The sequence below is a fragment of the Streptomyces sp. NPDC003038 genome (assembly GCF_040611115.1).
In the GTDB taxonomy this organism is placed as follows: Bacteria; Actinomycetota; Actinomycetes; order Streptomycetales; family Streptomycetaceae; genus Streptomyces.
This window is the reverse complement of the sequence record NZ_JBEXNN010000038.1, coordinates 1-25350: the sequence shown is the minus strand read 5'-3', so window position 1 is coordinate 25350 and position 25350 is coordinate 1. Positions and strand designations below refer to the sequence as shown.

The 25350-nt window shown below is 71.0% G+C and carries 22 protein-coding genes, 5 tRNA genes and 2 pseudogenes; 7 read left to right on the top strand and 22 right to left on the bottom strand.

Features of this window, described 5'->3' with window-relative positions:
- Positions 1–84: 84 nt before the first annotated feature.
- From coaD to ABZX75_RS30150, 4 genes are all read right to left on the bottom strand, one after another.
- Complete coding sequence (gene coaD / locus ABZX75_RS30165; RefSeq protein ID WP_355416099.1) at positions 85–564, bottom strand: pantetheine-phosphate adenylyltransferase; 480 nt, start codon at positions 562–564, stop codon at positions 85–87.
- Between the two features lie 29 nt (positions 565–593).
- Entirely contained in the window at positions 594–1172 is a 579-nt protein-coding gene (gene rsmD / locus ABZX75_RS30160; protein WP_355416057.1) for a 16S rRNA (guanine(966)-N(2))-methyltransferase RsmD, read from the bottom strand.
- A gap of 71 nt (positions 1173–1243) precedes the next feature.
- Positions 1244–3454, bottom strand: coding sequence for an ATP-dependent DNA helicase RecG (gene recG / locus ABZX75_RS30155; protein ID WP_355416055.1), 2211 nt, complete (start codon positions 3452–3454; stop codon positions 1244–1246).
- A gap of 75 nt (positions 3455–3529) precedes the next feature.
- A complete protein-coding gene (locus ABZX75_RS30150) occupies positions 3530–5200 on the bottom strand; it encodes a DAK2 domain-containing protein (RefSeq protein ID WP_355416053.1) in 1671 nt (556 codons plus the stop codon).
- A 242-nt stretch (positions 5201–5442) separates the two neighbouring features.
- Between ABZX75_RS30150 and rpmB the strand changes: the two genes are divergently transcribed.
- A complete protein-coding gene (gene rpmB / locus ABZX75_RS30145; RefSeq protein WP_073911113.1) occupies positions 5443–5628 on the top strand; it encodes a 50S ribosomal protein L28 in 186 nt (61 codons plus the stop codon).
- Positions 5629–5725: 97 nt separating this feature from the next.
- Here rpmB and thiD read toward each other — a convergent pair whose 3' ends face one another.
- Both thiD and ABZX75_RS30135 read right to left on the bottom strand, forming a co-directional pair.
- A complete protein-coding gene (gene thiD / locus ABZX75_RS30140) occupies positions 5726–6520 on the bottom strand; it encodes a bifunctional hydroxymethylpyrimidine kinase/phosphomethylpyrimidine kinase (RefSeq protein ID WP_355416051.1) in 795 nt (264 codons plus the stop codon).
- Positions 6517–7500 (bottom strand): thiamine-phosphate kinase, encoded by a 984-nt coding sequence (locus ABZX75_RS30135; protein WP_355416049.1) that lies wholly within the window; start codon positions 7498–7500, stop codon positions 6517–6519. The genes thiD and ABZX75_RS30135 overlap by 4 nt, the downstream gene beginning before the upstream one ends.
- A 245-nt stretch (positions 7501–7745) precedes the next feature.
- Here ABZX75_RS30135 and ABZX75_RS30130 point away from each other — a divergent pair, with 245 nt between their 5' ends.
- Together ABZX75_RS30130 and ABZX75_RS30125 are read left to right on the top strand one after the other, a co-directional pair.
- Entirely contained in the window at positions 7746–7979 is a 234-nt protein-coding gene (locus ABZX75_RS30130) for an Lrp/AsnC ligand binding domain-containing protein (RefSeq protein WP_355416047.1), read from the top strand.
- A gap of 22 nt (positions 7980–8001) precedes the next feature.
- Entirely contained in the window at positions 8002–8493 is a 492-nt protein-coding gene (locus ABZX75_RS30125; protein ID WP_355416045.1) for a DUF3515 domain-containing protein, read from the top strand.
- A 93-nt stretch (positions 8494–8586) separates the two neighbouring features.
- Here the strand turns inward: ABZX75_RS30125 and ABZX75_RS30120 are convergent, their stop codons facing one another.
- The 3 genes from ABZX75_RS30120 to ABZX75_RS30110 are packed head-to-tail and all read right to left on the bottom strand — an operon-like array spanning position 8587 to position 11543.
- The gene (locus ABZX75_RS30120; protein ID WP_355416043.1) at positions 8587–9744 is read right to left on the bottom strand and encodes a D-alanine--D-alanine ligase family protein; all 1158 of its coding nucleotides are present in this window, start codon (positions 9742–9744) and stop codon (positions 8587–8589) included.
- A gap of 39 nt (positions 9745–9783) precedes the next feature.
- The gene (locus tag ABZX75_RS30115; protein WP_355416041.1) at positions 9784–10794 is read right to left on the bottom strand and encodes an NAD(P)H-dependent glycerol-3-phosphate dehydrogenase; all 1011 of its coding nucleotides are present in this window, start codon (positions 10792–10794) and stop codon (positions 9784–9786) included.
- Entirely contained in the window at positions 10791–11543 is a 753-nt protein-coding gene (locus ABZX75_RS30110) for a lysophospholipid acyltransferase family protein (protein ID WP_355416039.1), read from the bottom strand. The genes ABZX75_RS30115 and ABZX75_RS30110 overlap by 4 nt, the downstream gene beginning before the upstream one ends.
- Positions 11544–11784: 241 nt before the next feature.
- On the opposite strand from ABZX75_RS30110, the pseudogene cofC reads away from it, so the two are divergent.
- Positions 11785–12384, top strand: a pseudogene (gene cofC / locus ABZX75_RS30105) (2-phospho-L-lactate guanylyltransferase); the annotation flags it as partial.
- Between the two features lie 300 nt (positions 12385–12684).
- Here cofC and ABZX75_RS30100 read toward each other — a convergent pair.
- The 4 genes from ABZX75_RS30100 to leuC all read right to left on the bottom strand — a co-directional run bounded on the left by ABZX75_RS30100 (position 12685) and on the right by leuC (position 15890).
- Positions 12685–13356, bottom strand: a complete 672-nt coding sequence (locus ABZX75_RS30100) for an HU family DNA-binding protein (RefSeq protein ID WP_355416037.1) — start codon at positions 13354–13356, stop codon at positions 12685–12687.
- 145 nt (positions 13357–13501) lie between these two features.
- Positions 13502–13729 (bottom strand): hypothetical protein, encoded by a 228-nt coding sequence (locus ABZX75_RS30095; RefSeq protein ID WP_030009267.1) that lies wholly within the window; start codon positions 13727–13729, stop codon positions 13502–13504.
- Positions 13730–13866: 137 nt separating this feature from the next.
- Positions 13867–14460, bottom strand: a complete 594-nt coding sequence (leuD, locus tag ABZX75_RS30090; protein WP_355416035.1) for a 3-isopropylmalate dehydratase small subunit — start codon at positions 14458–14460, stop codon at positions 13867–13869.
- Between the two features lie 5 nt (positions 14461–14465).
- Positions 14466–15890, bottom strand: a complete 1425-nt coding sequence (gene leuC / locus ABZX75_RS30085; protein ID WP_355416033.1) for a 3-isopropylmalate dehydratase large subunit — start codon at positions 15888–15890, stop codon at positions 14466–14468.
- A 184-nt stretch (positions 15891–16074) separates the two neighbouring features.
- On the opposite strand from leuC, the gene ndgR reads away from it, so the two are divergent.
- Positions 16075–16791, top strand: coding sequence for an IclR family transcriptional regulator NdgR (gene ndgR / locus ABZX75_RS30080; protein WP_007266782.1), 717 nt, complete (start codon positions 16075–16077; stop codon positions 16789–16791).
- Positions 16792–16960: 169 nt separating this feature from the next.
- Here ndgR and ABZX75_RS30075 read toward each other — a convergent pair.
- The 9 genes from ABZX75_RS30075 to ABZX75_RS30035 all read right to left on the bottom strand — a co-directional run bounded on the left by ABZX75_RS30075 (position 16961) and on the right by ABZX75_RS30035 (position 21019).
- Positions 16961–17033: transfer RNA gene (locus ABZX75_RS30075), tRNA-Glu, on the bottom strand.
- 23 nt (positions 17034–17056) lie between these two features.
- Positions 17057–17128 (bottom strand) — tRNA-Gln (locus ABZX75_RS30070).
- Between the two features lie 23 nt (positions 17129–17151).
- A tRNA-Glu gene (locus tag ABZX75_RS30065) sits at positions 17152–17224 on the bottom strand.
- 61 nt (positions 17225–17285) lie between these two features.
- Positions 17286–17358 (bottom strand) — tRNA-Glu (locus ABZX75_RS30060).
- Between the two features lie 22 nt (positions 17359–17380).
- Positions 17381–17452 (bottom strand) — tRNA-Gln (locus ABZX75_RS30055).
- An 85-nt stretch (positions 17453–17537) separates the two neighbouring features.
- On the bottom strand, positions 17538–18266 hold the full coding sequence (locus ABZX75_RS30050; RefSeq protein ID WP_355416031.1) for an HAD family hydrolase: 729 nt from the start codon (positions 18264–18266) through the stop codon (positions 17538–17540).
- 156 nt (positions 18267–18422) lie between these two features.
- Positions 18423–19937: a glutamate--tRNA ligase gene (gltX, locus tag ABZX75_RS30045; protein WP_355416029.1), complete on the bottom strand. Its 1515-nt coding sequence runs from the start codon at positions 19935–19937 to the stop codon at positions 18423–18425.
- A complete protein-coding gene (locus ABZX75_RS30040) occupies positions 19930–20736 on the bottom strand; it encodes a fumarylacetoacetate hydrolase family protein (protein ID WP_355416027.1) in 807 nt (268 codons plus the stop codon). The genes gltX and ABZX75_RS30040 overlap by 8 nt, the downstream gene beginning before the upstream one ends.
- Before the next feature lie 97 nt (positions 20737–20833).
- Positions 20834–21019 (bottom strand): hypothetical protein, encoded by a 186-nt coding sequence (locus ABZX75_RS30035; protein ID WP_355416025.1) that lies wholly within the window; start codon positions 21017–21019, stop codon positions 20834–20836.
- 605 nt (positions 21020–21624) lie between these two features.
- Here ABZX75_RS30035 and ABZX75_RS30030 point away from each other — a divergent pair.
- Together ABZX75_RS30030 and ABZX75_RS30025 are read left to right on the top strand one after the other, a co-directional pair.
- The gene (locus ABZX75_RS30030; protein ID WP_355416023.1) at positions 21625–25254 is read left to right on the top strand and encodes a nitrate- and nitrite sensing domain-containing protein; all 3630 of its coding nucleotides are present in this window, start codon (positions 21625–21627) and stop codon (positions 25252–25254) included.
- A pseudogene (locus tag ABZX75_RS30025) lies at positions 25255–25350 on the top strand (roadblock/LC7 domain-containing protein); the annotation flags it as partial. It lies immediately after the preceding gene.

The window sequence follows — 25350 nt, the reverse complement described above, 5'->3', positions numbered from 1 at the left end:
GCCTCAGGCGGTTCCTGAGACGGACGGGACGACTGTAAGGCCACCGGGCGGACCCCCGACACTGACTGAGGGGGCGTCAGGCGGTCAGCGGTCGCGCAGTCGTGCCAGCAGCGCCGTGTGCACGTGCGCCGGCAACAGGTGGGCGACGTCGCCGCCCCACGCCGCGACCTCCTTGACCAGCGAGGAGGACAGGAAGCTGTACGTGGGGTTGGTCGGGACGAACAGCGTCTCGACGCCCGACAGGCCCATGTTCATCTGGGCCATCTGGAGCTCGTAGTCGAAGTCGCTGACGGCGCGCAGGCCCTTGACGATGGCCGGGATGTCCCGCTGCTTGCAGAAGTCGACGAGCAGGCCGTGGAAGGACTCGACCTCCACGTTCCCGTAGTCGGCGGTCGCCTCGCGGATCAGCTCGATCCGCTCCTCGACGGTGAACAGTCCCTGCTTGGACTGGTTGATCATCACGGCGACGTGGACCACGTCGTAGAGCCGGGAGGCTCGGCCGATGATGTCGAGGTGTCCGTTGGTGATGGGGTCGAACGACCCCGGACAGACGGCGCGGCGCAACTGATGTTCCTCGCTCTCCGGTGCGGGCATCATGAATCTTCGCTGGTGAAGGCGGCGCGACCGTACCAAAGGGTGCCCTCGCCGTACTTCCGGGACCGGAGCGGTTCGAACCCTTCGGGCCACGGGAAGGCGCCGCTCCTGGTACTGCGCTCCACGGTGACGAGCGCGTCGTCCGTGAGCCAGCCATTGGACCGGAGTGTGAGGAGGATCTCCCGGAGATCGTCATGGTCGACGGCGTACGGCGGGTCCAGGAAGACGATGTCGTACGGCTCCCCGCCCGCCCGGGTCGCCGCGATCTGCTCCGCTTTGCCCGCCCGGAACTCGGCGCCCGGCAGGCCCAGCGTCCGGATGTTGTCCCGGATGGCCTTGGCGGCCTTGGCGTCGGCCTCGACCAGCAGGGCGTGGGCGGCGCCGCGGGAGAGTGCTTCCAGGCCGACGGCGCCGGAGCCCCCGTACAGATCGAGCACCCGGGCCCCTTCGACGCCGTGGAGCGACTCCCAGGTCGAGAAGAGGCCTTCGCGCATCCGGTCCGAGGTCGGCCGGGTGCCGGTGCCGGGGGGCACGGCCAGCCGTCGCCCGCCGGCGCTGCCGGCGATCACGCGGGTCATCTGGGGTCCTTCGGTACGGCGGTCGGGGGCCCGCGGTTCTCCCGCGGAGCTTCAACGATAGGTCGTGCCGCTCAGCCCTTCTCCAGGTACTGCTCCCGCTCGGTGTCCAGGAGGGCGTCCAGCGCGGTCCTCAGGCCGGGCAGCCGCTCCAGCCCGGGGTCCTCGGCCACGACGCGGGTGGCCTCCTCCCGGGCCTGGGCGATGACCTCCTCGTCCTCGATGACGGCGAGCATCCGCAGCGAGGAGCGCACGCCCGACTGGGCCTGGCCCAGGACATCGCCCTCGCGGCGCTGCTCCAGGTCGATCCGGGAGAGCTCGAATCCGTCGAGGGTGGCGGCGACGGCGGCGAGGCGGGCACGGGCGGGGCTCGCCTCGTGCATCTCGCTGACGAGCAGGCACAGGCCCGGCGCGGAGCCGCGGCCGACGCGGCCGCGCAGCTGGTGCAGCTGGGAGACGCCGAACCGGTCCGCGTCCATGATCACCATGACGGTGGAGTTCGGCACGTTCACACCGACCTCGATGACGGTCGTGGCGACCAGCACCTTGACCTCGCCCGCGGCGAACCGCCGCATGACGTCGTCCTTGTCGGCCGGGTCCATCCGGCCGTGGAGCACCTCGACCGACAGTCCGGCCAGGGGGCCGCGCGTCAGCTGCTCGGCGATGTCCAGGACGGCCAGCGGCGGGCGCTTGTCGCCCTCCTCCTCGGCGGCCTTCTTCTTCTTGGCGTCGGCCGCCTCGTCGAGGGAGTCGCCGATGCGCGGGCAGACCACATACGCCTGGTGGCCCTTCTCGACCTCCTCGCGGACCCGTTCCCAGGCCCGGCTCAGGAAGTGCGGCTTGTCCTTGGCGGGCACCACATGGGTGGCGATCGGCGAGCGCCCGGCAGGCAGTTGGTCCAGGACGGAGGTCTCCAGGTCGCCGAAGACGGTCATCGCCACCGTGCGCGGGATCGGGGTCGCGGTCATCACCAGCAGGTGCGGGGGCTGCTTCCCCTTGGACCGCAACGCGTCGCGCTGCTCCACCCCGAAGCGGTGCTGTTCGTCGACCACGACCAGACCGAGGTCGTGGAACTGCACCTTGTCCTCGATCAGCGCGTGCGTGCCGATCACGATCCCGGCCTCACCGGTGACCAGGTCGAGCAGCGCCTGCCGGCGCGCGGGCACCCCCATCGAGCCGGTGAGCAGCACCACCTTGGTTCCCCGGTCGGAGCCGCCGAGCATCCCCGCCTCGGCCAGCTCGCCCATCATCTCGGTGATGGAGCGGTGGTGCTGCTGGGCGAGCACCTCGGTGGGCGCGAGCATCGCGGCCTGCCCCCCGGAGTCGACGACGGCGAGCATCGCCCGCAGCGCGACCAACGTCTTGCCGCTGCCGACCTCGCCCTGGAGGAGGCGGTGCATGGGGTGGCTGGTGGCCAGGTCGTCGAAGATCTCCTTCGAGACGCTTCGCTGGCCCTCGGTGAGGGTGAAGGGCAGCTTGGCGTCGAAGGAGTCGAGCAGACCGCCGGGCGCCGGGCGGCGGGGGACGGCCGGGAGCTGGGAGTCGGCGTGGCGGCGGCGGGCCAGGGCGACCTGGAGGACGAAGGCCTCGTCCCATTTCAGGCGCTGGCGGGCGTCGTCGACGTCGGCCTTGGTGGCCGGCCGGTGGATCTTCACCAGTGCCTCGGTGAGCGGGATCAGCCCGCGGCCCTCGCGCAGGGAGGGAGGCAGCGGGTCCACGGCTTCCCGGACGCCGGGCAGCACCGCGTCGACCGCCTTGGAGATCTTCCAGGACTCCAGCTGCTTGCAGGCCGGATAGATCGGGATGAGCTGGTTGGCGAAGGCGGCCGCCGCGTCCGCGCCGCCGTCGTCCGCTTCCGTGCCGAGCGGCTCGTACGCGGGGTGGGCCAGCTGGAGCTTGCGGTTGAACATCGAGACCTTGCCCGCGAACATCGCGCGGCTGCCGGGCAGCAGGTCCTTGTGCGGCTTGTGGACGCCCGCGCCGAAGAAGACGAGCTGGAGCCGCCCGCTGCCGTCGGTGATGGTGACCTCCAGGCGCTTGCCGCGGCCGCCGTTGAAGGTCAGGATCCGGGCGTCGGCGACCTGGGCGACGACGGTCACGTGCTCGTCGATCTGGTCGGCGAGTCCGGCGAGGGGGGTCAGCTCGCCGCGCTCGGCGTACCGCCGGGGGTAGTGGTGGAGCAGGTCCAGGGCCGTATGCAGGCCGAGCTGCTCGGCCAGCACCTTCGCGGTGGCGGGTCCGAGCGTCTTCTTGAGGTCTTCGTCGAGCGCGGGCACGTTTTCCATTGCACACCATGGCACCGACAACCGGGGCATACGCCCTGCGGACGAGGGCGCTGCGGACGAGGGCCGGCTATTCGACTATTCGACGCCGATGAGCAGCGGCGCCGAGTACCGCCCACCCCGGTAGGTGACGGTGTCCACCGCCAGGTGCCCGTGCTGGACGTACGCCTCCAGGCGCTCCGCGAGGGCGTCCGGCACCTCGGGTCCCAGGACCAGGGTGACGAGTTCACCGCCGGAGCCGAGCATCCGTTCCAGGACGGCCTCCGCGGTCTCGGGCAGGCCGGTGCCGATGACGGCGACGTCGCCGTCGATGAGCCCGAGCACGTCGCCGGCCTGGCAGATGCCGGCGGAGGTGAAGGACTGCCGTTCGGCGACGGCCAGTTCGCCGTACCGGGTGGCCCCGGCCGCCGAGGTCATGGCGACCACGTCCTCGTCGAAGCTGGCGTCACCGTCGTGCACGGCGAGGGCAGCCAGGCCCTGGACCGCGGACCGGGTGGGGATCACGGCCACCCGTACGCCGTCGGCGCGGGCCTGCTCGGCCGCCGCGGCCGCGACCGCGCGCAGCTCGGTGCCGCCCGGCAGCAGCACCACCTCGCGGGCGTGCGCGCGCCGGATGGCTGCGACCAGTTCGGAGACGGCCGGTACGTCCCCGGGCCGCGCGAGCACGGTGGTCGCGCCCGCTTCGCCGCACAGCACGGCCAGTCCCTCGCCCGGGACCACGGCGACCACGGCGCGCTGGGCGCGCTCGCCCCGCGCCCGGCGCCGCTCGTCGCCGAAGTGGGTGATCCGGATCCGGTACGGCCGGCCGGCCACCACCCCGGCCTCCACTGCGGCTCCGGGGTCGTCGACGTGGACGTGGACGTTCCACAGCCCGTCGCCGCCGACGACGACGAGGGAGTCACCGAGCGCGTCGAGCCGTGCGCGCAGTTCCCCGACCTGCGCCTCGGAGGCCTCCAGCAGGTAGATCACCTCGTACGCCGGTCCCTCCGGCTCCTGCGCACAGGGCTCTGGCAGCTGCGGTACGGGTACGGCCCGGCCGCGCACCGGTTCGGCGGCGGGCTCCTGGCCGGACAGCGCCTGCCACAGGGCGCCCAGTACGGCGACCAGCCCGCAGCCCCCCGCGTCGACCACCCCGGCCCGGCGCAGCGCGGCCAGCTGCCCGGGGGTCTCGGCCAGGGCGGCGCGGGCGCCGTCGTAGGCGGCCCGGGCCACGTCCGCGGCGGTCCCGGCCTGGGCCTGCGCCGCCTCACCGGCCCGGGCCGCGGCCGCGGCGACGGTGAGCATGGTGCCCTCCACCGGGTGCGCGACGGCCGTGTACGCCTCCTCCGCGGCCCGGGTCAGCGCCTGGGCCAGCAGCCGGCCGGGCCCCCGCCCCCCGGGCTCGTCGCCCAGTACGTCGGCCACTCCGCGCAGCAACTGCGCCAGGATCGTCCCGGAGTTCCCGCGGGCCCCAATCAGCGCGCCGTGCGCGTAGGCCCGTACGGCCCGCGCCAGGGAGGTATCGGCCACGGGGGTCCGGGCTATGGCGTCGGTCACCCCGGGACCGGCCTTCCCGAAGGCCTCTTCCAGGGCGCGGTCGGCCGATTTGGCGGTCAGGTAGAGGTTGGTGCCGGTGTCCGCGTCCGCGACCGGGTAGACGTTGATCGCGTCGATGTCCTCGCGGGCCCGGCCCAGTGCGGCCACGGTCAGCGAGCTCCAGGTGCGCACCGCTTCGGCGTCGAGGGTGTGCGGCTGCGGCTCGTGCGGCACCGGGCGTTCCTCCTTGTGCGGGCCATGGTTCACCGCAGGGTAACCAAGGACGGACGGGGGGTCGGGACCGCGGGGCGGGGGCGGCGGCGGCCATGGTAGTTTTCTTGGACCGAGGCAGTCGTTGTATGCTGCTCCGGTTGCCCGATGAGAGTCGGGACTTTCCCCCCGGCAAACCACTTCAGATCTCTGATCCGGTGCGCCGGGTTTCACTGTAAGTGCATCTGAAGTCTTTGGAGTGACCTGTGGCTGCCAACTGCGACGTTTGCGCCAAGGGGCCGAGCTTCGGCAACAGCATCTCCCACTCGCACCGCCGTACGTCCCGTCGCTGGAACCCGAACATCCAGCGCGTCCGTGCCGTGGTCAATGGGACGCCGAAGCGCCTCAACGCCTGCACCTCGTGCATCAAGGCCGGCAAGGTCTCGCGCTGACGCCTCCCGTCGTAGCGCAGCCCCTTCCGGTTGCCAAGAAGGCCGGTTCACCTCTGGTGAACCGGCCTTTTGCCTTGTCCGGGGCCCGGGGGGAAGCTCAGCGCCACTGCCAGGCGTGATCCACCGGGCCGATGCCGCCGCCGAGCGCGAAGCCGGCCGCGATGGCGCCGGTGACGTACTCCTTGGCCTCCAGGGCGGCCTGCGGCACGTCCCGTCCCCTGGCCAGTCCGGCGGCGATGGCACTGGCGAGGGTGCAGCCCGTGCCGTGGGTGTGCCGGTTGCCGTTCCGGGGGGCCCGCAGCCAGGTGTGCCGGTCGCCGTCGGTCAGCAGGTCGACGGCCTCGTGCCCGGCCGTCAGGTGCCCGCCCTTGATCAGCGCCCACTTCGGCCCGTAGCCGAGGATCGCGTCGGCGGCCCGCCGCATGTCGTCCTCGGTCTCCACGACCAGGCCCGTCAGCTGCTCCACCTCGTCGAGGTTGGGCGTGGCCACGGTGGCCCGCGGCAGCAGCTCCTTGCGTACGGCGTCCAGCGCCGAGGCGGCGAGCAGCGCGTCCCCGTGCTTGGAGACCCCGACCGGGTCCACGACGACCGGGGCCCGGGTGCCGGCCAGCAGCTCCGCGACCGTTTCGACGAGTGCGGTGGAGGACAGCATCCCGGTCTTCACCGCGTCCACGCCGATGTCGTCCACCACGGCCCGGTACTGGGCCCTCACGGCCTCGGCGGGCAGCTCCCAGGCTCCGCGTACCCCGAGTGAGTTCTGGGCGGTCACAGCGGTGACCACGCTCATGCCGTGCACGCCGAGCGCCAGCATGGTCTTGAGGTCGGCCTGGATGCCCGCGCCACCGCCGGAGTCGGATCCGGCGACGGTCAGGCACAGCGGCGGCCGCGTCATCGCGTGGTCTCCTCGGCCGCGGGGTCGGCCCCGAAGTGGTCCCAGCCGCCGGTGCTCGTCCAGGGCGCGCCGTCCACGGTCACCTGGGGCAGCGCGGACCGGTTGAGCACCTCCCCGATGACCTTCCAGCGGGCCGGGAGTTTCACGTCGGGCGGGAAGGTCGCCACGATCGCGTGGTCCTCTCCCCCGGTGAGCACCCACTGCAGCGGGTCCACGCCGACGGCCTGCCCGATGTCGTGCATCTGGGTCGGGATGTCGACGGCCCCCGAGCGCAGGTCGATCCGTACCTTGCTGGCCTCGGCGATGTGCCCGAGGTCGGCGATCAGACCGTCGCTGACGTCGGTCATGGCGGTGGCTCCGAGTCCGGCGGCGGCGGGGCCCGCGTGGTACGGCGGCTCGGGGCGCCGGTGTGCCTCGACGAAGGCCCGCGGGGAGCGGAAGCCGCGCGAGAGCACGGCGAACCCGGCGGCGGACCAGCCCAGCCAGCCGGTGACGGCGACGACGTCGCCGGGCTGGGCGCCGGAGCGCAGGACGGGCTCGTGGTTGCGCAGGTCGCCGAGGGCGGTGATCGCCACGGTGATGGTGTCCCCGCGTACGACGTCCCCGCCCACGACGGCGGCGCCGGCGACCTGGCACTCGTCGCGGATGCCGTCCATCAGTTCGGTGGGCCAGGTGACCGGCAGCTCGGCCGGAACGACCAGGCCCAGGAGCAGCGCGGTCGGGACCGCGCCCATGGCCGCGATGTCCGCGAGGTTCTGCGCGGCGGCCTTGCGGCCGACGTCGTAGGCCGTGGACCAGTCGCGCCGGAAGTGCCTGCCTTCCAGCAGGATGTCGGTGCTCGCCACGACCCGCCGGTCGGGGGCCGACACGACCGCGGCGTCGTCGCCCGGTCCGAGCCGGACCGCCGGGGTGGTGGTGAGCCGTGAGGTGAGCTCTCTGATGAGCCCGAACTCCCCCAGCTCGCCCACAGTGCCCTTCATCGCTGTGCCCCTTCTTGCCCAGTCCGCTTGCGGTCGCGAGCCGTCACAGCTCTGGGTACCGTCAACAGATACGTCAACTTCTGCTCTCCGTACGCCCCGCCGTGCGCGGCGCCGGGCTCGCGGGTCTCCCCGCGGCGCTCGGTGACGCGGTACCGTGGCGTCCCTTCTTCCCCGGGCCCGGCCGATCTGCCAGGGCCCACCCGAAGGTTAGGGGAAATGATCCTCGTGGCCGCCTTGGAGGTTCCGTGGTACAGGCGTACATCCTCATCCAGACCGAGGTGGGCAAGGCGTCGTTCGTCGCCGAGTCCATCGCAGAGATCCCGGGGGTGATCCAGGCCGAGGACGTGACCGGCCCGTACGACGTGATCGTGCGCGCCCAGGCCGACACCGTGGACGACCTCGGCCGCATGGTCGTCGCCAAGGTCCAGCAGGTGGAGGGCATCACCCGCACCTTGACCTGCCCGGTGGTCCATCTGTAGCCCCGTCTACTCTTGGCCGGTGATGTCCCTCCACCGCCGGCCCTTGCGTCTACCCGCCCTGATGGCCCTGCTGGCCCTCGCGGGCTGTACCCCGGGCGGTGCCGAGGCCCGGGTGGATCCGCCGCCCACGCCGCCCGCCGACGTCGCGGAGCTCTGTGCAGCACTGCACGCGGAGCTTCCGGAGACGGTGGCCGGCCTGGCGCGGACCACGGTCGAACCCCGGTCCCCTCTGACTGCCGCGTGGGGCGGCTCGGCGATCGTACTGCGGTGCGGTATCCCCAAGCCCCCCGAGATGGCGGATCCGAAGCAGGAGGGCGTCCACGTCAACGGTGTGGCCTGGCTGCTGGAGGAACTCCCCGCCGACGCCGGGGGCGGTTTCCGCTTCACCACCGGGATGCGGCTGGCGTACACGGAGGTCCGGGTCGACAAGGAGCATGCCACGGATGCGGGGATGCTGGTCGGGCTCTCCACCGCCGTGGCCGGGACGGTGCCCGAGGGCATCTCCTCGTACTGACCCGACACCCCTGACCCCGCACACCGCCGCCCGCCGGCCATGCTGGTGAGGGCGGGCGGCGGGCGGTCGGCTGTACGGGGCCCTCGGCGGCGGCTAGCGCAGCCCGGTGGAGCGGCGCAGGGCGGCCTGGATCAGGCGGTCCACCAGCTCCTGGTACTCGATGCCCGACTCCTGCCACATCCGCGGGTACATGGAGATCGGCGTGAACCCCGGCATGGTGTTGATCTCGTTGATGACGAAGGTGCCGTCCTCGGTGAGGAAGAAGTCGGCGCGCACCAGGCCCTCGCAGGACGCGGCGTCGAAGGCCTCGATCGCGAGCCGCTGCACCTCGGCGGTCTGCTCCGGGGTGAGCGGGGCGGGCACGATCCCGGAGGCGGAGTCGATGTACTTCGCCTCGAAGTCGTAGAAGTCGTGGCTGGAGACCGGCGGGATCTCGGCGGGCGCGCTCGCTCGCGGCCCGTCCTCGAACTCCAGGACGCCGCACTCGATCTCGCGGCCGCGCAGCAGCGCCTCCACGATGATCTTCGGGTCGTGGCGGCGGGCTTCCTCGACGGCGTCGTCGAGGCCGGACGCGTCGTCGACCTTGGTGATGCCGATGGACGAGCCGGCGCGGGCGGGCTTGATGAACAGCGGCCAGCCGTGCTCACCGGCGAAGTCCAGGATCCGGGCGCGGGCGGCGTCCCGGTCGGCCTCCCACTCGCGGGGCCGGATGGTCACGTACGGGCCCACGCGCAGCCCGAAGGAGGTGAACACCCGCTTCATGTAGTCCTTGTCCTGGCCGACGGCCGAGGCGAGGACACCGGAGCCGACGTACGGGATGCCGGAGAGCTCCAGGAGGCCCTGCAGGGTGCCGTCCTCGCCGTACGGGCCGTGCAGTACGGGGAAGACGACGTCGACCTCGCCCAGGGCCTTGGGGACGGCGCCCGGCTCGGTGTAGACGACCTCGCGGTTGGCGGGGTCGACCGAGAGGACGACGGCGCCTTCCTCGGACTCGGCGAGCTGCTCGACGCTCGGAAGCCGGCGGTCGGCGATGGCCATCCGCTCCGGCTCGTCGGCGGTCAGCGCCCACCGGCCGTCCGTGGTGATGCCGATCGGCAGCACCTCGTACTTGGACCGGTCGATGGAGCGCAGCACGGCGCCCGCCGTGACGACCGAGATGGCGTGTTCCGAGCTGCGGCCGCCGAACACGACGGCCACGCGGGGCTTGCGGCCCTGCTGCTCAGGGGTCTGGGGGAGGTTCTCGCTGCTCATATCGCCACGAGGGTACCCGCTCAGACGTCCGGAACGGAGTCAGCGGCGTTCCGGTTTGGCGCTGCGTCCCATCAGTTCCTTGAGAGCGACCAGGGTCGGCTTGCCGTGGTGGACGATGTCCACCACGGTGTCCGTGATGGGCATGTCCACTCCGTACCGGCGCGCCAGATCGGCCACGGACTGGCAGGACTTGACTCCCTCGGCGGTCTGCTTGGTGACCGCGATGGTCTCCTCCAGGGTCATCCCGCGGCCGAGGTTGGTGCCGAAGGTGTGGTTCCGGGAGAGCGGCGAGGAGCAGGTGGCGACCAGGTCGCCGAGGCCCGCGAGGCCGGAGAAGGTGAGCGCGTCGGCTCCCATCGCCAGGCCCAGACGGGTCGTTTCGGCGAGGCCGCGGGTGATGAGCGAGCCCTTGGTGTTGTCGCCCAGTCCCATGCCGTCCGCGATGCCGACGGCGAGGCCGATGACGTTCTTGACGGCTCCGCCGAGTTCGCAGCCGACGACGTCGGTGTTGGTGTACGGGCGGAAATACGGGGTGTGGCAAGCGGCCTGGAGGCGCTGCGCCACGGCCTCGTCCACGCAGGCGACCACGGAGGCCGCGGGCTGCCGGGCGGCGATCTCGCGGGCCAGGTTGGGCCCGGTGACGACGGCGACGCGGTCGGCCGGGACCTTGGCCACCTCCTCGATGACCTCGCTCATCCGCTTCGCTGTGCCGAGTTCGATGCCCTTCATCAGGGAGACGAGCACGGTGTCGGGGGCCAGCAGGGGCGCCCATTCGGCGAGGTTGCCGCGCAGGGTCTGGGAGGGGATGGCGAGCACGGTGAAGTCGGCGCCGCGCGCAGCCTCGGCCGGGTCCGTGGTGGCGCGGATGTTCGCGGGGAGTTCCACTCCGGGCAGGTAGTCCGGGTTGGTCCGGCCGGTGTTGACGGCGTCGACCAGCTCCTGACGGCGGCCCCACAGGGTCACCTCGCACCCGGCGTCGGCGAGCACCATGCCGAAGGCGGTGCCCCAGGAGCCCGTTCCGTAGACGGCTGCCTTCACGGGACGTGTCACTTCATGCCCTCCCCTGCGGCCTTGCGCCGCTGTTCCGCTCTGGCCTTGCGATGGTCGTACAGCTGCCCGGGCGCGATTTCGCCCCGCACTTCCTCCAGCAGCCCGGTGATGGCCGCCATGATGACCTCGGTGGCCTCCTTGAGCACTTCCGGTGTGGGTTCCCGGTCGTAGAAGGCGGTGAGGTCCACGGGCGGTCCGGCGAGCACCTGGAGGGTCTTGCGCGGGAAGAGCCGGACCCTGTTCCTCCTGGCATACGGCGGCATCGCGAGGTTCGCGCCCCACTGGGCCACCGGAATGACGGGTGCCTTGGTGATCAATGCGACACGGGCGGCGCCGGTCTTGCCGGCCATCGGCCACATGTCCGGGTCGCGGGTGAGGGTGCCTTCCGGGTAAAAGGCCACGCATTCACCGCGCTCGATCGCGTCCACCGCGGCCCGGAATGCGTCCAGGGCGTTGGTGCTCTCCCGGTAGACCGGGATCTGTCCGGAGCCGCGCAGGATCGCGCCGACAATGGGGACCTTGAAGAGGGCCGCCTTCGCGAGCAATCGGGGCACCCGGCCGGTGTTGTACTGGAAGTGCGCGTAGGAGAGCGGGTCCAGATACGAGTTGTGATTGACGGCGGTGATAAATCCACCCTCGGCCGGAATGTGCTCCATTCCCCGCCAGTCCCGCTTGAAGAGCACTACCAGCGGCGGTTTCGCGATGACCGCCGCCAGGCGGTACCAGAAGCCGATTCTGCGGCGGGACACTCGGACACCTTCCTCTAGGACCGGTGCGCGGTGTGGGCACCTCGTCGGCCGGACAAGTGTGGCTCCAGGCCCGGTCTCTGTCGAGAACACCGTACGCCCCGCTCACACCACGGGACTCCCGGGCTGCCGGGACAGAGGTGACAATGGGCCGACACACGGCCCGGCCGCGATCCGGTCACGGGCTGCGAGCGCGCCGTGGCGCACCGGAGGGAAGGGGTCGGCCACGAACGCCGTCTGGAGTCTGGTGGTCCCGCTCAAGCCCCTGGCGCTGGCCAAGAGCCGTCTCGCGGGGGCCGTGGGCGCGTCCCGTCCGGGGCTCGCGCTGGCCTTCGCCCAGGACACCGTCGCCGGGGCGCTGGCCTGTGCCTCCGTGGCGGATGTGGTGGTCGTCACGGACGACGGGCTGGCCGGGACGGAACTGGCCCGGCTGGGCGCCCGCATCGTGCCGGACGCCCCGGGCGCCGGACTCAACGCGGCGCTGGCCCACGGGGCGCGGGCGATACGCACGGCCCGGCCGCGGGCCGCGGTGGCCGCGATGAACGCGGATCTGCCCGCGCTGCGCCCGCCGGAATTGCTACGCGTGCTCGATACCGCTTCGGCATTTCCGCGGGCATTTCTGGCGGACGCGGAGGGAATCGGGACGACCCTGCTTTCCGCTGCTCCGGACGAGGAATTGACCCCCTCGTTCGGTGGCCCGTCGCGGGCCCGGCATTCGGCGTCGGGGGCTGTGGAAATCGCGCTGTCGGGCGTCGACAGCGTGCGCCGGGACGTGGACACGGCGGCTGATCTACGGACGGCCCTCGCCCTCGGCGTCGGCCTTCACACGGCCCGATACAGTGCCGGTATGCAGGCGACCGCGTACACGTACGACTCCCAGACCCGCAGCGGCAGTGTGCTGCTGGACGACGGCACTCCGGTGCCCTTCGAGGCCGCGGCGTTCGACGCGGGCGGCCTGCTGATGCTGCGCCCGGGGCAGCGGGTGCGGATCGAGACCGACGGCGAGGGCGCGGACCTCCGGATCACCCTGGTGACCCTGCAGACCTTCTGACGTAGGGGCCGGGGCGGCCCGGCCGGCGCGGACAGCACCGCGGGCCGGCTTCCCCTCGGGGGGAAGCCGGCCCGGCGTGTGTGACTCGTGCCCTTACTTGCTGCGGGCGGTGGTCTTCTTCGCGGTGGCCTTGCGCGTCGCCGTCTTCTTGGCGGGCGCCTTCGTCGCGGTGGCCTTCTTGGCCGCCGGAGCGGTCTTCTTGGCGGTCGCCGTGGCCTTCTTGGCGGGGGTCGCCTTCTTGGCCGTGGCGGTCTTCGCGGCCGGCGTGGTCTTCTTGGCCGTGGCGGTCTTGGCCGTGGTCTTCTTCGCGGCCGGCGTGGCCTTCTTGGCGGTGGTCTTCTTCGCCGCCGTGGTCTTCGAGGCCGCCGCCTTCGCCGTGGTCCGCTTCGCGGCGGCCTTCTTGCCCGCCTTCGCGATGGTGGGGGGCGGCCCGGAAAGGCTGCCCTTGGGCGCCTTCTTCACCGACACCTCGCCGCCCTTGGGCAGCTTCTTGGTGCCGCTGACCAGGTCCTTGAAGCCCTGGCCCGCACGGAAGCGCGGGACCGAGGTCTTCTTGACCCGGACGCGCTCACCCGTCTGCGGGTTGCGGGCGTAGCGGGCCGGACGGTCGACCTTCTCGAACGAGCCGAAGCCCGTGACCGAGACACGGTCGCCCGCGACGGTCGCGCGGACGATCGCGTCCAGTACCGCGTCGACAGCGTCCGCGGCCTGCTGGCGGCCGCCCAGCTTGTCGGCAATCGCTTCTACGAGCTGCGCCTTGTTCAACGTCTTCCCCTTCGGAGACTTCGCCAGAACGAATGTGTTCAAGCTTATTTCGCACGTTAGGCGGATATATACCGCAAATCAAACACGAAACGGGCTAATCACCCTAGTGCCGCAACGCTGTAGGCCGTTACGGAGTTCCTTCGCATCAGTCGCCTTCAGGGAATCGACCCTCGTCGAGGTCCTTCATCAACCTGTCCAGGCGCCTTGCCGCATCGGCGAGATCATGCTTCGCCGCGGCCGTGACGACCAACAGCTTCCGGGACAGCGCCATCCTTACGCCCTCCGGGACTTGCAGTGAGCGCACCCGTGTGTGTGCTTCTTTCAGCCGGTCCGCGACGAGTTCGTAGAGCTCGAGTTGACTGTCGCGTTCCATGCACAGATTGTGCCATCTGGGGCGAGTTGTCGCCTCACGGGGCCTCAACAAACGCCTGTGCCCCCCGCCGGAAGGCGGGGGGCACGGTGTTGCCGATGTGATCACTCAAGGGCGAATAAGCGCTGATCAGGCTGGAATCAGACCCTAATCGTGCGCGGCTTGAAGACCGGGCGGGTGCTTTCGTACGTGGAGATGTCCGCTTCGTTCTGAAGGGTGATGGAGATGTCGTCCAGCCCCTCCAGCAGTCGCCAGCGGGCGTTGTCGTCGAGTTCGAACTCCGCGACGACGCCTTCCGCTCGCACCTGGCGGTCGACCAGGTCGACCGTGATCTCGGCGGTAGGATCCGCCTCGGTCAGCTGCCACAGCCGCTCGACGGTCTCCTGGGGCAGCACGACGGTCAGCAGACCGTTCTTCAGCGAGTTCCCCCGGAAGATGTCGGCGAAGCGGGAGGAGATGACCGTCTTGAAGCCGAAGTTCTGCAGCGCCCACACGGCGTGCTCGCGCGAGGAGCCGGTACCGAAGTCGGGGCCGGCGACCAGCACGGTCGCGCCGGCCCGCTCGGGCTGGTTGGTGATGAACTGCGGGTCCTTGCGCCAGGCCTCGAAGAGCCCGTCCTCGAACCCGTCGCGAGTGATCTTCTTCAGCCAGTGGGCCGGGATGATCTGGTCGGTGTCGACATTGCTGCGGCGCAGCGGGACGGCCCGGCCGGTGTGCGTGGTGAAGGCTTCCATGGTTCTCAGACTCCGGCGGTCGCGTTGGCGTCGGACAGGTCGGCGGGCGAGGCCAGATGGCCCAGCACCGCGGTGGCGGCGGCCACCTGCGGGGAGACCAGGTGGGTACGCCCGCCCTTGCCCTGCCGGCCCTCGAAGTTGCGGTTGGAGGTGGACGCGGAGCGCTCACCGGGCGCGAGTTGGTCGGGGTTCATGCCCAGACACATCGAGCAGCCCGCGTGCCGCCATTCGGCGCCGGCCTCCTTGAAGACCTTGTCCAGGCCCTCTTCCACGGCCTGCAGGGCGACCCGGACCGAGCCCGGGACGACCAGCATCCGTACGCCGTCGGCGACTTTGCGGCCCTCGATGATCCCGGCGACGGCGCGCAGGTCCTCGATGCGGCCATTGGTGCAGGAACCTACGAAGACGGTGTCGACCTTGATGTCGCGCAGCAGCTGCCCGGCGGTCAACCCCATGTACTCCAGGGCCTTTTCGGCGGCCATGCGCTCCGAAGCGTCCTCGTACGAAGCCGGGTCGGGGACACGGGCGGACAGCGGCGCGCCCTGGCCCGGGTTGGTGCCCCAGGTGACGAACGGGGCCAGCGTCGTGCCGTCGATGACGACCTCGGCGTCGAAGACCGCGTCGTCGTCGGTGCGCAGGGTCTTCCAGTACGCGACCGCCGCGTCCCAGTCCTCGCCCGCGGGCGCGTGGTCGCGTCCCCGCAGGTAGTCGAAGGTGGTCTGGTCGGGAGCGATCATGCCCGCGCGGGCGCCGGCCTCGATCGACATGTTGCAGATGGTCATGCGGGCTTCCATCGACAGCCGCTCGATGGCCTCGCCGCGGTACTCCAGGATGTACCCCTGGCCGCCACCGGTGCCGATCTTGGCGATGATCGCCAGGATCAGGTCCTTCGCGGTGACGTCGTCGGCCAGCGCGCCGGTGACGGTGATCGCCATCGTCTTCGGGCGGGCCAGCGGCAGCGTCTGGGTGGCCAGCACGTGCTCCACCTGGCTGGTGCCGATGCCGAAGGCCAGCGCGCCGAAGGCGCCGTGCGTGGAGGTGTGCGAGTCGCCGCAGACCACGGTGGTGCCGGGCTGGGTCAGGCCCAGCTGCGGTCCCACGACGTGGACGACGCCCTGCTCGACATCACCCAGCGAGTGCAGGCGCACGCCGAACTCGGCGCAGTTCTTGCGCAGCGTCTCCAGCTGGGCCCGGGAGACCGGGTCCGCGATCGGCTTGTCGATGTCGAGCGTGGGGGTGTTGTGGTCCTCGGTCGCGATGGTGAGGTCGAGGCGCCGGACCGGACGGCCGGCCTGGCGCAGGCCGTCGAAGGCCTGGGGGCTGGTCACCTCGTGCAGCAGGTGCAGATCGATGAAGAGGAGATCGGGCTCGCCTTCGGCGCGCCGGACGACATGGTCGTCCCAGACCTTCTCCGCGAGTGTCCTACCCATCGCTTTCCCTCCGGCCGGCCGGTTGTGCCGGCGCTTCTTAGAGATGTGGTGCGCCTGATCGCCCGTACCCCACGTGCCGGGCGACGGCTCGGACCCAGTGGTTCGTGGACCCGCACATACAGACTCGCTCGTTCTTGGAAAAATTGAACTTGCGTTTCACAGTGTGAGACGCGAATATCGTTTCATGGACAACTCTAGCGGCGTCGGCGTTCTCGACAAGGCAGCTCTGGTATTGAGCGCACTGGAGTCCGGTCCGGCCACCCTCGCCGGGCTGGTCGCGGCGACAGGGCTCGCACGACCCACGGCACATCGCCTTGCCGTGGCACTGGAACACCACCGGATGGTGGCGAGGGACATGCAGGGCCGGTTCATCCTCGGCCCGCGGCTGGCGGAGCTCGCCGCCGCGGCCGGCGAGGACCGCCTGCTGGCCACGGCGGGACCGGTACTCACCCACCTCCGGGACGTGACGGGGGAGAGCGCGCAGCTCTACCGCCGTCAGGGAGACATGCGCATCTGCGTGGCGGCCGCGGAGCGGCTGTCAGGCCTGCGGGACACCGTCCCGGTCGGCTCCACGCTCCCGATGAAGGCCGGCTCGGCCGCGCAGATCCTGATGGCGTGGGAGGAGCCCGAGCGGCTCCACCGCGGCCTTCAGGGTGCGCGCTTCACGGCGACCGCGCTCTCGGGCGTACGGCGCCGCGGCTGGGCGCAGTCGATCGGCGAGCGGGAGCCCGGCGTGGCGTCCGTCTCGGCTCCGGTGCGCGGGCCGTCGAACCGCGTGGTGGCCTCGGTGTCGGTCTCCGGGCCGATCGAGCGCCTGACCCGGCACCCGGGCCGGATGCACGCCCAGGCCGTCATCGACGCGGCCGCCCGCCTCACGGAGGCCCTGCGCCGCTCCGGCTGATCCCCTCCCGGTCCGCCGACCCACCTCCACTCCCCCCGGGTCCGGGGGCGCGTACGACGCCGCACACGTCCGAACACGCGCCTCCAGGCCCGTACTTGCGTCCGCCGCGTCTGTGCCGGGAACAGCGAAGAGACCCTCCGCGATGATCGCGAAAGGCCTCTTCCGTGCGTACCCCCGACCGGATTCGAACCGGCGCTACCGCCTTGAGAGGGCGGCGTGCTAGGCCGCTACACAACGGGGGCTAGCTGGTGCTGCTGTTACTGCGCTGGGCTACCAGGACTCGAACCTAGAATAAGGGAACCAGAAACCCTCGTGTTGCCAATTACACTATAGCCCAAAGTGGTCTAGACCAGACCAACGTACCCCCGACCGGATTCGAACCGGCGCTACCGCCTTGAGAGGGCGGCGTGCTAGGCCGCTACACAACGGGGGCCCTAGCGATCCTGCGTCAAGACGTCCGGGTGCGACCCAGGAGATCTCGCGGGAAGGATCTGTACCCCCGACCGGATTCGAACCGGCGCTACCGCCTTGAGAGGGCGGCGTGCTAGGCCGCTACACAACGGGGGCTAAGCACTGCTACTGCACTGCGCTGGGGTACCAGGACTCGAACCTAGAATAAGGGAACCAGAAACCCTCGTGTTGCCAATTACACCATACCCCACCAAAAGTCAACCCTTGCGAGGGCTTTCATTCGGGTGGCGCCTCCGTCCGGCCTTTCGGCCCGCTCCGGCGGCGCAGAAAGAACATTACCGGATGCCTGACCGTGCTCCAAAACGGGTATCCCGTGCCAGCAGCTCCGGGAGCAGGTCGAGCCCGGCAATCCGGTGCACGCCGTCGGGCCCCGGTCCGCGCCCGCCGTCACGGTCGAGCCAGACCGCCACGAGCCCGGCGTCACGGGCGCCGCGCGCGTCGATCTCCGGCTGGTCCCCCACGTACGCCACCTCTGCCGGACGCAGTCCGAGCGCCTCGCACGCGGCGAGGAAGGCCGCGGCCTCGGGCTTGCTCACTCCCAGCTCGGCGGCGCAGACCAGCACCTCGAAACGCTCGCGCAGCCCGAGGTGACGCAGTTTGGGGTCCTGGTTCGCGGTGGAGGAGTTGGAGAGCACCCCGTGCCGGTAGCCGGCCGCCAGGGCGTCCAGTACGGGCACCACGTCGGGGAACACCGCCCAAGCGGCCTTGTAGTGCTCGACGTACCGGTCGAACCAGGTGTCGCTCTCCTCGTCGGTCATCGCGGGCGCCCCGAGGAAGTCCCGCACCCGGTCCCGGCGCTGCCCCTGGAAGGTGACCTCACCGGCGGCGAAGCGCGCCCAGTGCCGGTCGGTGGTCTCCCGCCACAGCGCGAGGGCCGCGCCCGGGGACGCGTACCGCTCCCCCAGCCCCTCCTGGGCGAGGTGCCGCGCGAGCCCGGCCGTATCCGCGCCCGTGTAGTCGAACAGCGTGTCGTCGATGTCCCAGAGCACGGCGCGGATCTGCATGCCTCCGACGCTACGACACCGCGGGGCTCTCATGTGCGGTGATGCGGAAGGAGCCGGCGGGCGGGCGGCCGCCCGGCGGCCGGCACCCCGGACATGCCGCAGGGGGGCGGCGGCCGGGATCCGGCCGCCGCCCCCCTGCGGGACGTACGGGAGGCCTCAGGCCGTGAGCCTGGCCAGGGCCGCGTCGATGCGGGCCAGGGACCTGTCCTTGCCCAGGATCTCAAGGGACTCGAAGAGCGGCAGGCCGACCGTGCGGCCGGTGACGGCCACGCGGACCGGGGCCTGGGCCTTGCCGAGCTTGAGACCGTGAGCCTCGCCGGCGGTCAGGACGGCCTGCTTGAGGGATTCCGGGTCCGACCAGTCGGCGCTCGACAGGTTCTCGCGCGCCGTCGTGAGCAGCGCGGCCGGCTCACCCTTCATCGCCTTGTCCCAGGAGGGCTGGTCGAAGACCGGCTCCTTCAGGAAGAGGAAGTCGACATTGGCCGTGATGTCCGACAGGACGGTCACGCGGGTCTGGGCGTACGGCGCGATGCGCGCCCAGGCCTCGGCGTCGAAGTCCTCGGGCGCCCAGTTGGCGTGCGGGGCCCGGAGCCACGGGGCGCAGGCGTCCGCGAAGTCCTTCGGGTCCAGCATGCGGATGTGGTCGGCGTTGATCGCTTCGGCCTTCTTGATGTCGAAGCGCGCCGGGTTGGCGTTCACCCCGTCGATGTCGAACTTCGCCACCATCTCCTCGATCGAGAAGACGTCCTGGTCCTTGGAGAAGGACCAGCCGAGGAGCGAGAGGTAGTTCAGCAGGCCCTGGGGGAGGAAGCCGCGCTCGCGGTACAGGTTGAGCGAGGACTCGGGGTCGCGCTTGGAGAGCTTCTTGTTGCCCTCGCCCATCACGTACGGCAGGTGGCCGAAGGACGGGATCCGCTGCGCGACGCCCAGTTCGATCAGCGCCTTGTAGAGGGCGATCTGGCGCGGGGTCGACGAGAGGAGGTCCTCGCCGCGCAGCACGTGGGTGATCTCCATGAGCGCGTCGTCGACCGGGTTGACCAGCGTGTACAGCGGGGCGCCGTTGGCCCGGAGGATGCCGAAGTCCGGCACGTTCTCCGGGGTGAAGGTCAGCTCGCCGCGCACGAGGTCGGTGAAGGTGATCGGCTCGTCGGGCATCCGGAAGCGGACGATGGAGGCGCGGTGCTCGCCCTGGTACGCCTCGACCTGCACGGTGGTCAGCTCGCGGCAGTGGCCGTCGTAACCGGAGGGCTTGCCGGCCGCCCGGGCGGCCGCGCGGCGGGCGTCGAGCTCCTCGGTGGTGCAGTAGCAGCTGTACGCGTAGCCGCCGTCGATCAGCTTCTTCGCGACGTCCGCGTAGATGTCCATGCGCTGGGACTGGCGGTACGGGGCGTGCGGACCGCCCACCTCGGGGCCCTCGTCCCAGGTGAAGCCGAGCCAGCGCAGCGAGTCGAGCAGCTGGTCGTACGACTCCTCGGAGTCGCGGGCCGCGTCCGTGTCCTCGATGCGGAAGACGAACGTACCGCCGTGGTGGCGGGCGAACGCCCAGTTGAAGAGGGCGGTGCGGACCAGGCCCACGTGGGGGTTGCCGGTCGGGGAGGGACAGAAACGTACGCGAGGGGGTACCCCCTGCTCGAGCGGAGCCGAGAGCTTGGGGGAGGGTCCGTTAACCACGCTTGATCACCTTGTTGGTGAGAGTGCCGATGCCTTCGATGGTGACGGCGACCTCGTCGCCGACGTTGAGGGGGCCGACTCCGGCCGGGGTCCCCGTGAGGATGACGTCGCCGGGGAGCAGCGTCATGGCCTCGCTGATGTGGACGATCAGGTCCTCGATGGAGCGGACCATGTCGCTGGTGCGGCCGAGCTGGCGCTGTTCGCCGTTGACCGTGCACTGGATGGTCAGGTCGCTCGGGTCCAGATCGGTCTCGATCCAGGGGCCCAGGGGGCAGGAGCTGTCGAAGCCCTTGGCACGGGCCCACTGCTTTTCGCGCTGCTGGACGTCGCGCGCGGTGACGTCGTTGGCGCAGGTGTAGCCGAGGATGACGTCCTTGACGCGCTCCTTGGGGACCTCGCGGCACATACGGCCGATGACCACGGCGAGCTCCGCCTCGTGGTGGAGGTCCTGGGAGAAGGAGGGGTAAGTGATCGGGTCGCCCGAGCCGACCACCGAGGTGGAGGGCTTGAAGAAGATGATGGGGGCGTCCAGACGGCCTTGATCGTCGAAGATGGCGTTGCCGAGCTCCGCCGCGTGCTCCGCGTAGTTGCGACCGACGGCCACGACCTTGTTCGGGAGCACGGGCGGCAGCAGCCGGACCTTGCTGAGCGGGACCTTCGTACCGGAGAGCTCGAAGTCCGCGAACGGGATGCCCTTGATGATGTCGAGGACGAGCTCCCCCGCGTCGCCGGGGGCAGTGCTGCCCTCGACCGCGCCGAACGCGACGTTACCGTCGATCGAGAACCTGGCGATGCGCACGTGTTGCGTCTGCCCCTCTGTATTTCCGCTGGCTGGAGTCTGTGGTCCCCAGGCTAACGCGGCGGGCAGGGGCGCTTCGCGCTCCTTGTGCGCGTGGCTACAGCGCGGAGGCGGCGACGGGCGCGTCCATCAGGATGGTGCGGCGCGGGTTGGCGGTCTGGGTGGGCAGCTCGACGGCGTGCTCCGGCGCCGGCGGGGCCTGCATCTCCTCGGCGTCCTTGAGGTGCGCGAGGGTGGTGCGGCGCGGGTTGGCTATGTTGCGGAACATCGTCGTCGTCTTCATCTGAGTCTGGGGCCCTCGGTCTGATCTGTGGATGTCGGTTGTGGCACGCGCCAACCCTGGCGCCAACCCTTTAAGAGGCAAGGCTAAACATCTGAATCCCCCGTCGAACCGGGAAGTAATGGCCACGGCTATGTGAGTTTGCTCACCCACGGCCAGGCATTAGCGGCATAACGGACAGTCAACTCCGCATGCCGAAACGGACATTGCGCCACTGAATGCGTCATTCCGCTCCTGATCATCTCGACTGGGACACCTTGACAGGCGCGATGTTTGGGCGGTGTAAGTCCGATTCATCCCGAAACAGAACCACGTGCTGTAGCGCGACCGTCACAAGCCGTCACGGACCCTCCGGGCCGACACGCGCACCTTGTTGGAGATCCTCCTCTGTGCTGGAATTCGCGGGACCGCCGCGGGAATCAGCCGGCGCGCAGGTGGCGCGACTCAGCGCCGAGCGCGGCGGCAAGGAGAGGGAGACGCGCCGGTCACCGACGACCACCATGGGGCCGGTAGTGCCCCACGACTCGACACCGTCCCACCGGTCGCCCGGCGGGACGCCTGGTCCAGAGGTTGCGACGCTAGTGCAGGGACGATTCAAGAGGGATGGAATGGGGTCTCCCCAGGCCCGCCAGGGCCGAGGGGACGCTGCGTCCGAGCAGGAGCCGCGTGGCGGGACCGACCGTGGCTCCTCGCCCCAGCACGCCCAGAACCGCGGGCCGGCTGTCGAAGGCGCAGGCCGCGACTCCTCCTCCGCGCTGAAGGCGCAGGGCCGCGGGAAGTCCGTCAAGGCCAGGGCCAAAGCGGGCCCGGTCGAGCAGGACGTGGCGATACCCAAGGCCCCCAGTGGGTCCGGCTCTCGCCTCGCCATGCAGAACTGGCGCATCAGCACGCGACTGGTGTCGCTGCTGACCCTGCCGGTCGTCGCCGCCACCACGCTCGGTGGCTTCCGCATCAACGACTCGCTGAACGACATCTCGCAGATGGAGCACATGCAGCTCCTGACGACGATGACCCGGCAGGCGACCAACCTCGCGGCCATGCTCCAGGAGGAGCGGGACAAGTCCGCGGGTCCGTTGTCGGTCGACAAGTCGGGCAAGGCCAACAGCCTCGTACAGGACGTCCGCGAGCAGACCGACCAGGCCGTCACCGCCTTCGCCGCGGCGACCGACAAGGTCGACAGCGCGCAGGACAAGGACGAGACCCTCAAGTCGATCCGCAACAACATCCTGCAGATCGGTCGCCAGCTCACCGGCATCGAGGACATCCGCAGGAAGGCGTACGCCAGCGGCGCCCAGCAGACCGTCACCGAGTACAACTCTCTGATCGTCGGACTGCTCTCGCTCTCCCAGGACATGGCCCAGGCCACCTCCAACCCTGAGATGATCAAGCGCACGCGCGCCCTCGCGGCCTTCTCCTCCGCCAAGGAGTACGCCTCCATCCAGCGCGCGATCATCGCCGCCTCGCTCCCTGCGAGCAACACCGAGCAGGGCCTCCTGAAGGAGAACGACCGCCTGTACGCGCTCTCCGCGTTCAAGGGCGAGGCACAGGCGAAGACGACCTTCGAGCTCGTCTACCAGGGCCGGCCCGAGGAACTCCTCGCAGCGCTCGGCGAGGGCAACTCGGAGATCAGCGCCGCCAACCACTACGCGCGCCGCGTCCTGAGCACCGAGGGGCAGTTCGCCAAGGAGAAGAACCGGTCCTGGATGGACTGGTACGACGCCGACGGCACCAAGCTCCAGACCATGACGCGCATCGAGCGCTCCCTGCTCGAGGAGATGGAGCAGAAGGCCCGCGAGCTCAAGAGCGAGTCGCAGCAGGACGCCATCATCAACGGTGCCCTGATCCTCCTCGTCCTCGGTGTCTCCCTCGTCGGTGCCTTCGTCATGGCCCGCTCGATGATCCGCTCGCTGCGCCGCCTGCAGGACACCGCGACGCGCGTGGCCCAGGACCGGCTGCCCGAGCTCGTCAAGCAGCTGTCCGAGTCCGACCCGCAGGAAGTCGACACGACCGTGGAGTCGGTCGGCCTGCACACCCGCGACGAGATCGGCCAGGTGGCCGCGGCCTTCGACGACGTGCATCGCGAGGCCGTTCGCCTCGCCGCCGAGCAGGCCCTCCTCCGGGGCAACGTCAACGCGATGTTCACCAACCTCTCGCGCCGCTCGCAGGGTCTGATCCAGCGCCAGCTCTCGCTCATCTCCGAGCTGGAGTCGCGCGAGGCGGACCCCGACCAGCTGTCCTCGCTCTTCAAGCTCGACCACCTCGCGACCCGCATGCGCCGTAACGGCGAAAACCTCCTCGTCCTCGCGGGCGAGGAGCCGGGCCGCAGGTGGACCCGCCCCGTCCCGCTCGTCGACGTGCTCCGTGCCGCCGCGTCCGAGGTGGAGCAGTACGAGCGCATCGAACTGTCCTCCGTGCCCGGCACCGATGTCGCCGGCCGCGTCGTCAACGACCTCGTGCACCTCCTCGCCGAGCTGTTGGAGAACGCCACCTCGTTCTCCTCCCCGCAGACCAAGGTCAAGGTCACCGGTCACGCGCTGCCCGACGGCCGTGTGCTCGTCGAGATCCACGACACCGGTATCGGCCTCTCCCCCGAGGACCTCGCCGCGATCAACGAGCGGCTCGCCTCGCCGCCGACCGTAGACGTCTCCGTCTCCCGCCGCATGGGCCTGTTCGTGGTCGGCCGCCTGTCCCTGCGACACGGCATCCGCATCCAGCTGCGCCCCTCCGACTCGGGCGGTACGACGGCCCTCGTCATGCTGCCGGTGGACGTCGCCCAGGGCGGCAAGAAGCCGGCTCCGACGGCGGGCCAGGGCGGTCCGGGTGGCCAGGGCGGCCCGACGGGCGGCCAGGGTGCTCCCGGTGGGCAGGCCTCCATGGCCGGTGCGGGCGGACGTCCGCCCGTGGGCACGGGCCCGCAGCGCGGCCAGGTCGCCGGTGGCGCCCAGCGGGCCGCTCTGCCCGGGCGCGACGGCGCCACAGGTCAGCAGCGTCCGCAGGGACCGCAGGGACCGCAGGGCGGTCGGCCCCAGCAGCAGGGCGGCCCCGGTGCCACCGGTGCCCGCCCGCAGCAGGGTGCGCCGACCGCCGGTCCGGGCGCCCAGGGCGGTCCGGGTGCCTTCGGCTCCGGCGCGCCGCTGCCGGGCCGTGGTCCGGCGGGTGGTCCCGCCGGTGGTCCGCAGGCCCGTCCGGCGTCGGCGCCCTCCGCGCCGACCACGTCCGGTCAGGCCGGTTTCCCGCAGGGCAACGGCTTCGAGCGGCCGCAGCCGCAGTCGCAGCAGGGCGCCGCTCCCTCGGCTCCCGCTTCGCGCGGCTCCCGGCCGCAGCTGCCGCCGCGCGCCGGCGCCGCCCCCACCCGCCCGGAGCTTCCGGGCCCGCAGACCACCAGCTGGGGCGCCGACCAGGCGCGCGGCCACGACGAGCTGTCGGGCCCGGGTTCGACGGCCGAGTTCGCCCGTCCGGACTTCAACGCCCCGCTGCCCCAGGCGGACGGCGGCAACAGCGCGTCCGGGGGACAGTACGAGCGTCCGGAGCTGCGCGGACCCGCGGACCCGTCCTCGACCGGACAGTTCGCCCGCCCGGGTTCCCAGGCGCAGCGTCCCGGCGGTCCCGGGGTCGGCGGCTTCGCTCATCAGCCCCAGGCTCCGCAGCCGGGCGGCGACTACGCACCCGTACCGCCTTCGCGTCCCGAGGCTCCCCGGCTGCCGCAGGCCCACCGGCCCGAGGCACTGCCCGCGGCGCCCGGCTCCGGCGACGGCCGCAGCCCGATCTTCGACACGCTGGAGTCGAACTGGTTCCGCGAGGAGGGGCAGCAGCCTCCCGCGAACGGACTGGCCGTACCCCAGCAGCCGCAGCAGTCCGCCCCGGCCGCGCAGCAGCGCGGTCAGGAGCGTGCGGCCGAGCCCGCCCCGGCGGCGACCGGAAGCATGCCGACCGTCAGCTGGCGGTCCTCGCCGAACGACGAGCTCATGCGGCAGGCCGAGCGCGTGCGCCAGCCCGCCGCCGGCGGTATCACGACCTCGGGGCTGCCCCGCCGGGTCCCGCGGGCGAACCTCGTGGCCGGCACCGCGCAGCAGCAGTCCGAGGCCCAGGCCGGTCCTCAGGTCTCGCGTGCGCCGGACGACGTCCGCGGCCGGCTGACCAACCTCCGACGCGGTATCCAGCAGGGTCGTCAGGCGGGCAACAGCGGCCCGGCGACCGGCAGTTACCACATCGACCCCACTTACCAGCAGGAGCGATAGTTGAGCTCGATGAGCCAGGCGGCACAGAACCTGAACTGGTTGATCACCAACTTCGTGGACAACACCCCTGGGGTGTCCCACACCGTGGTGGTCTCC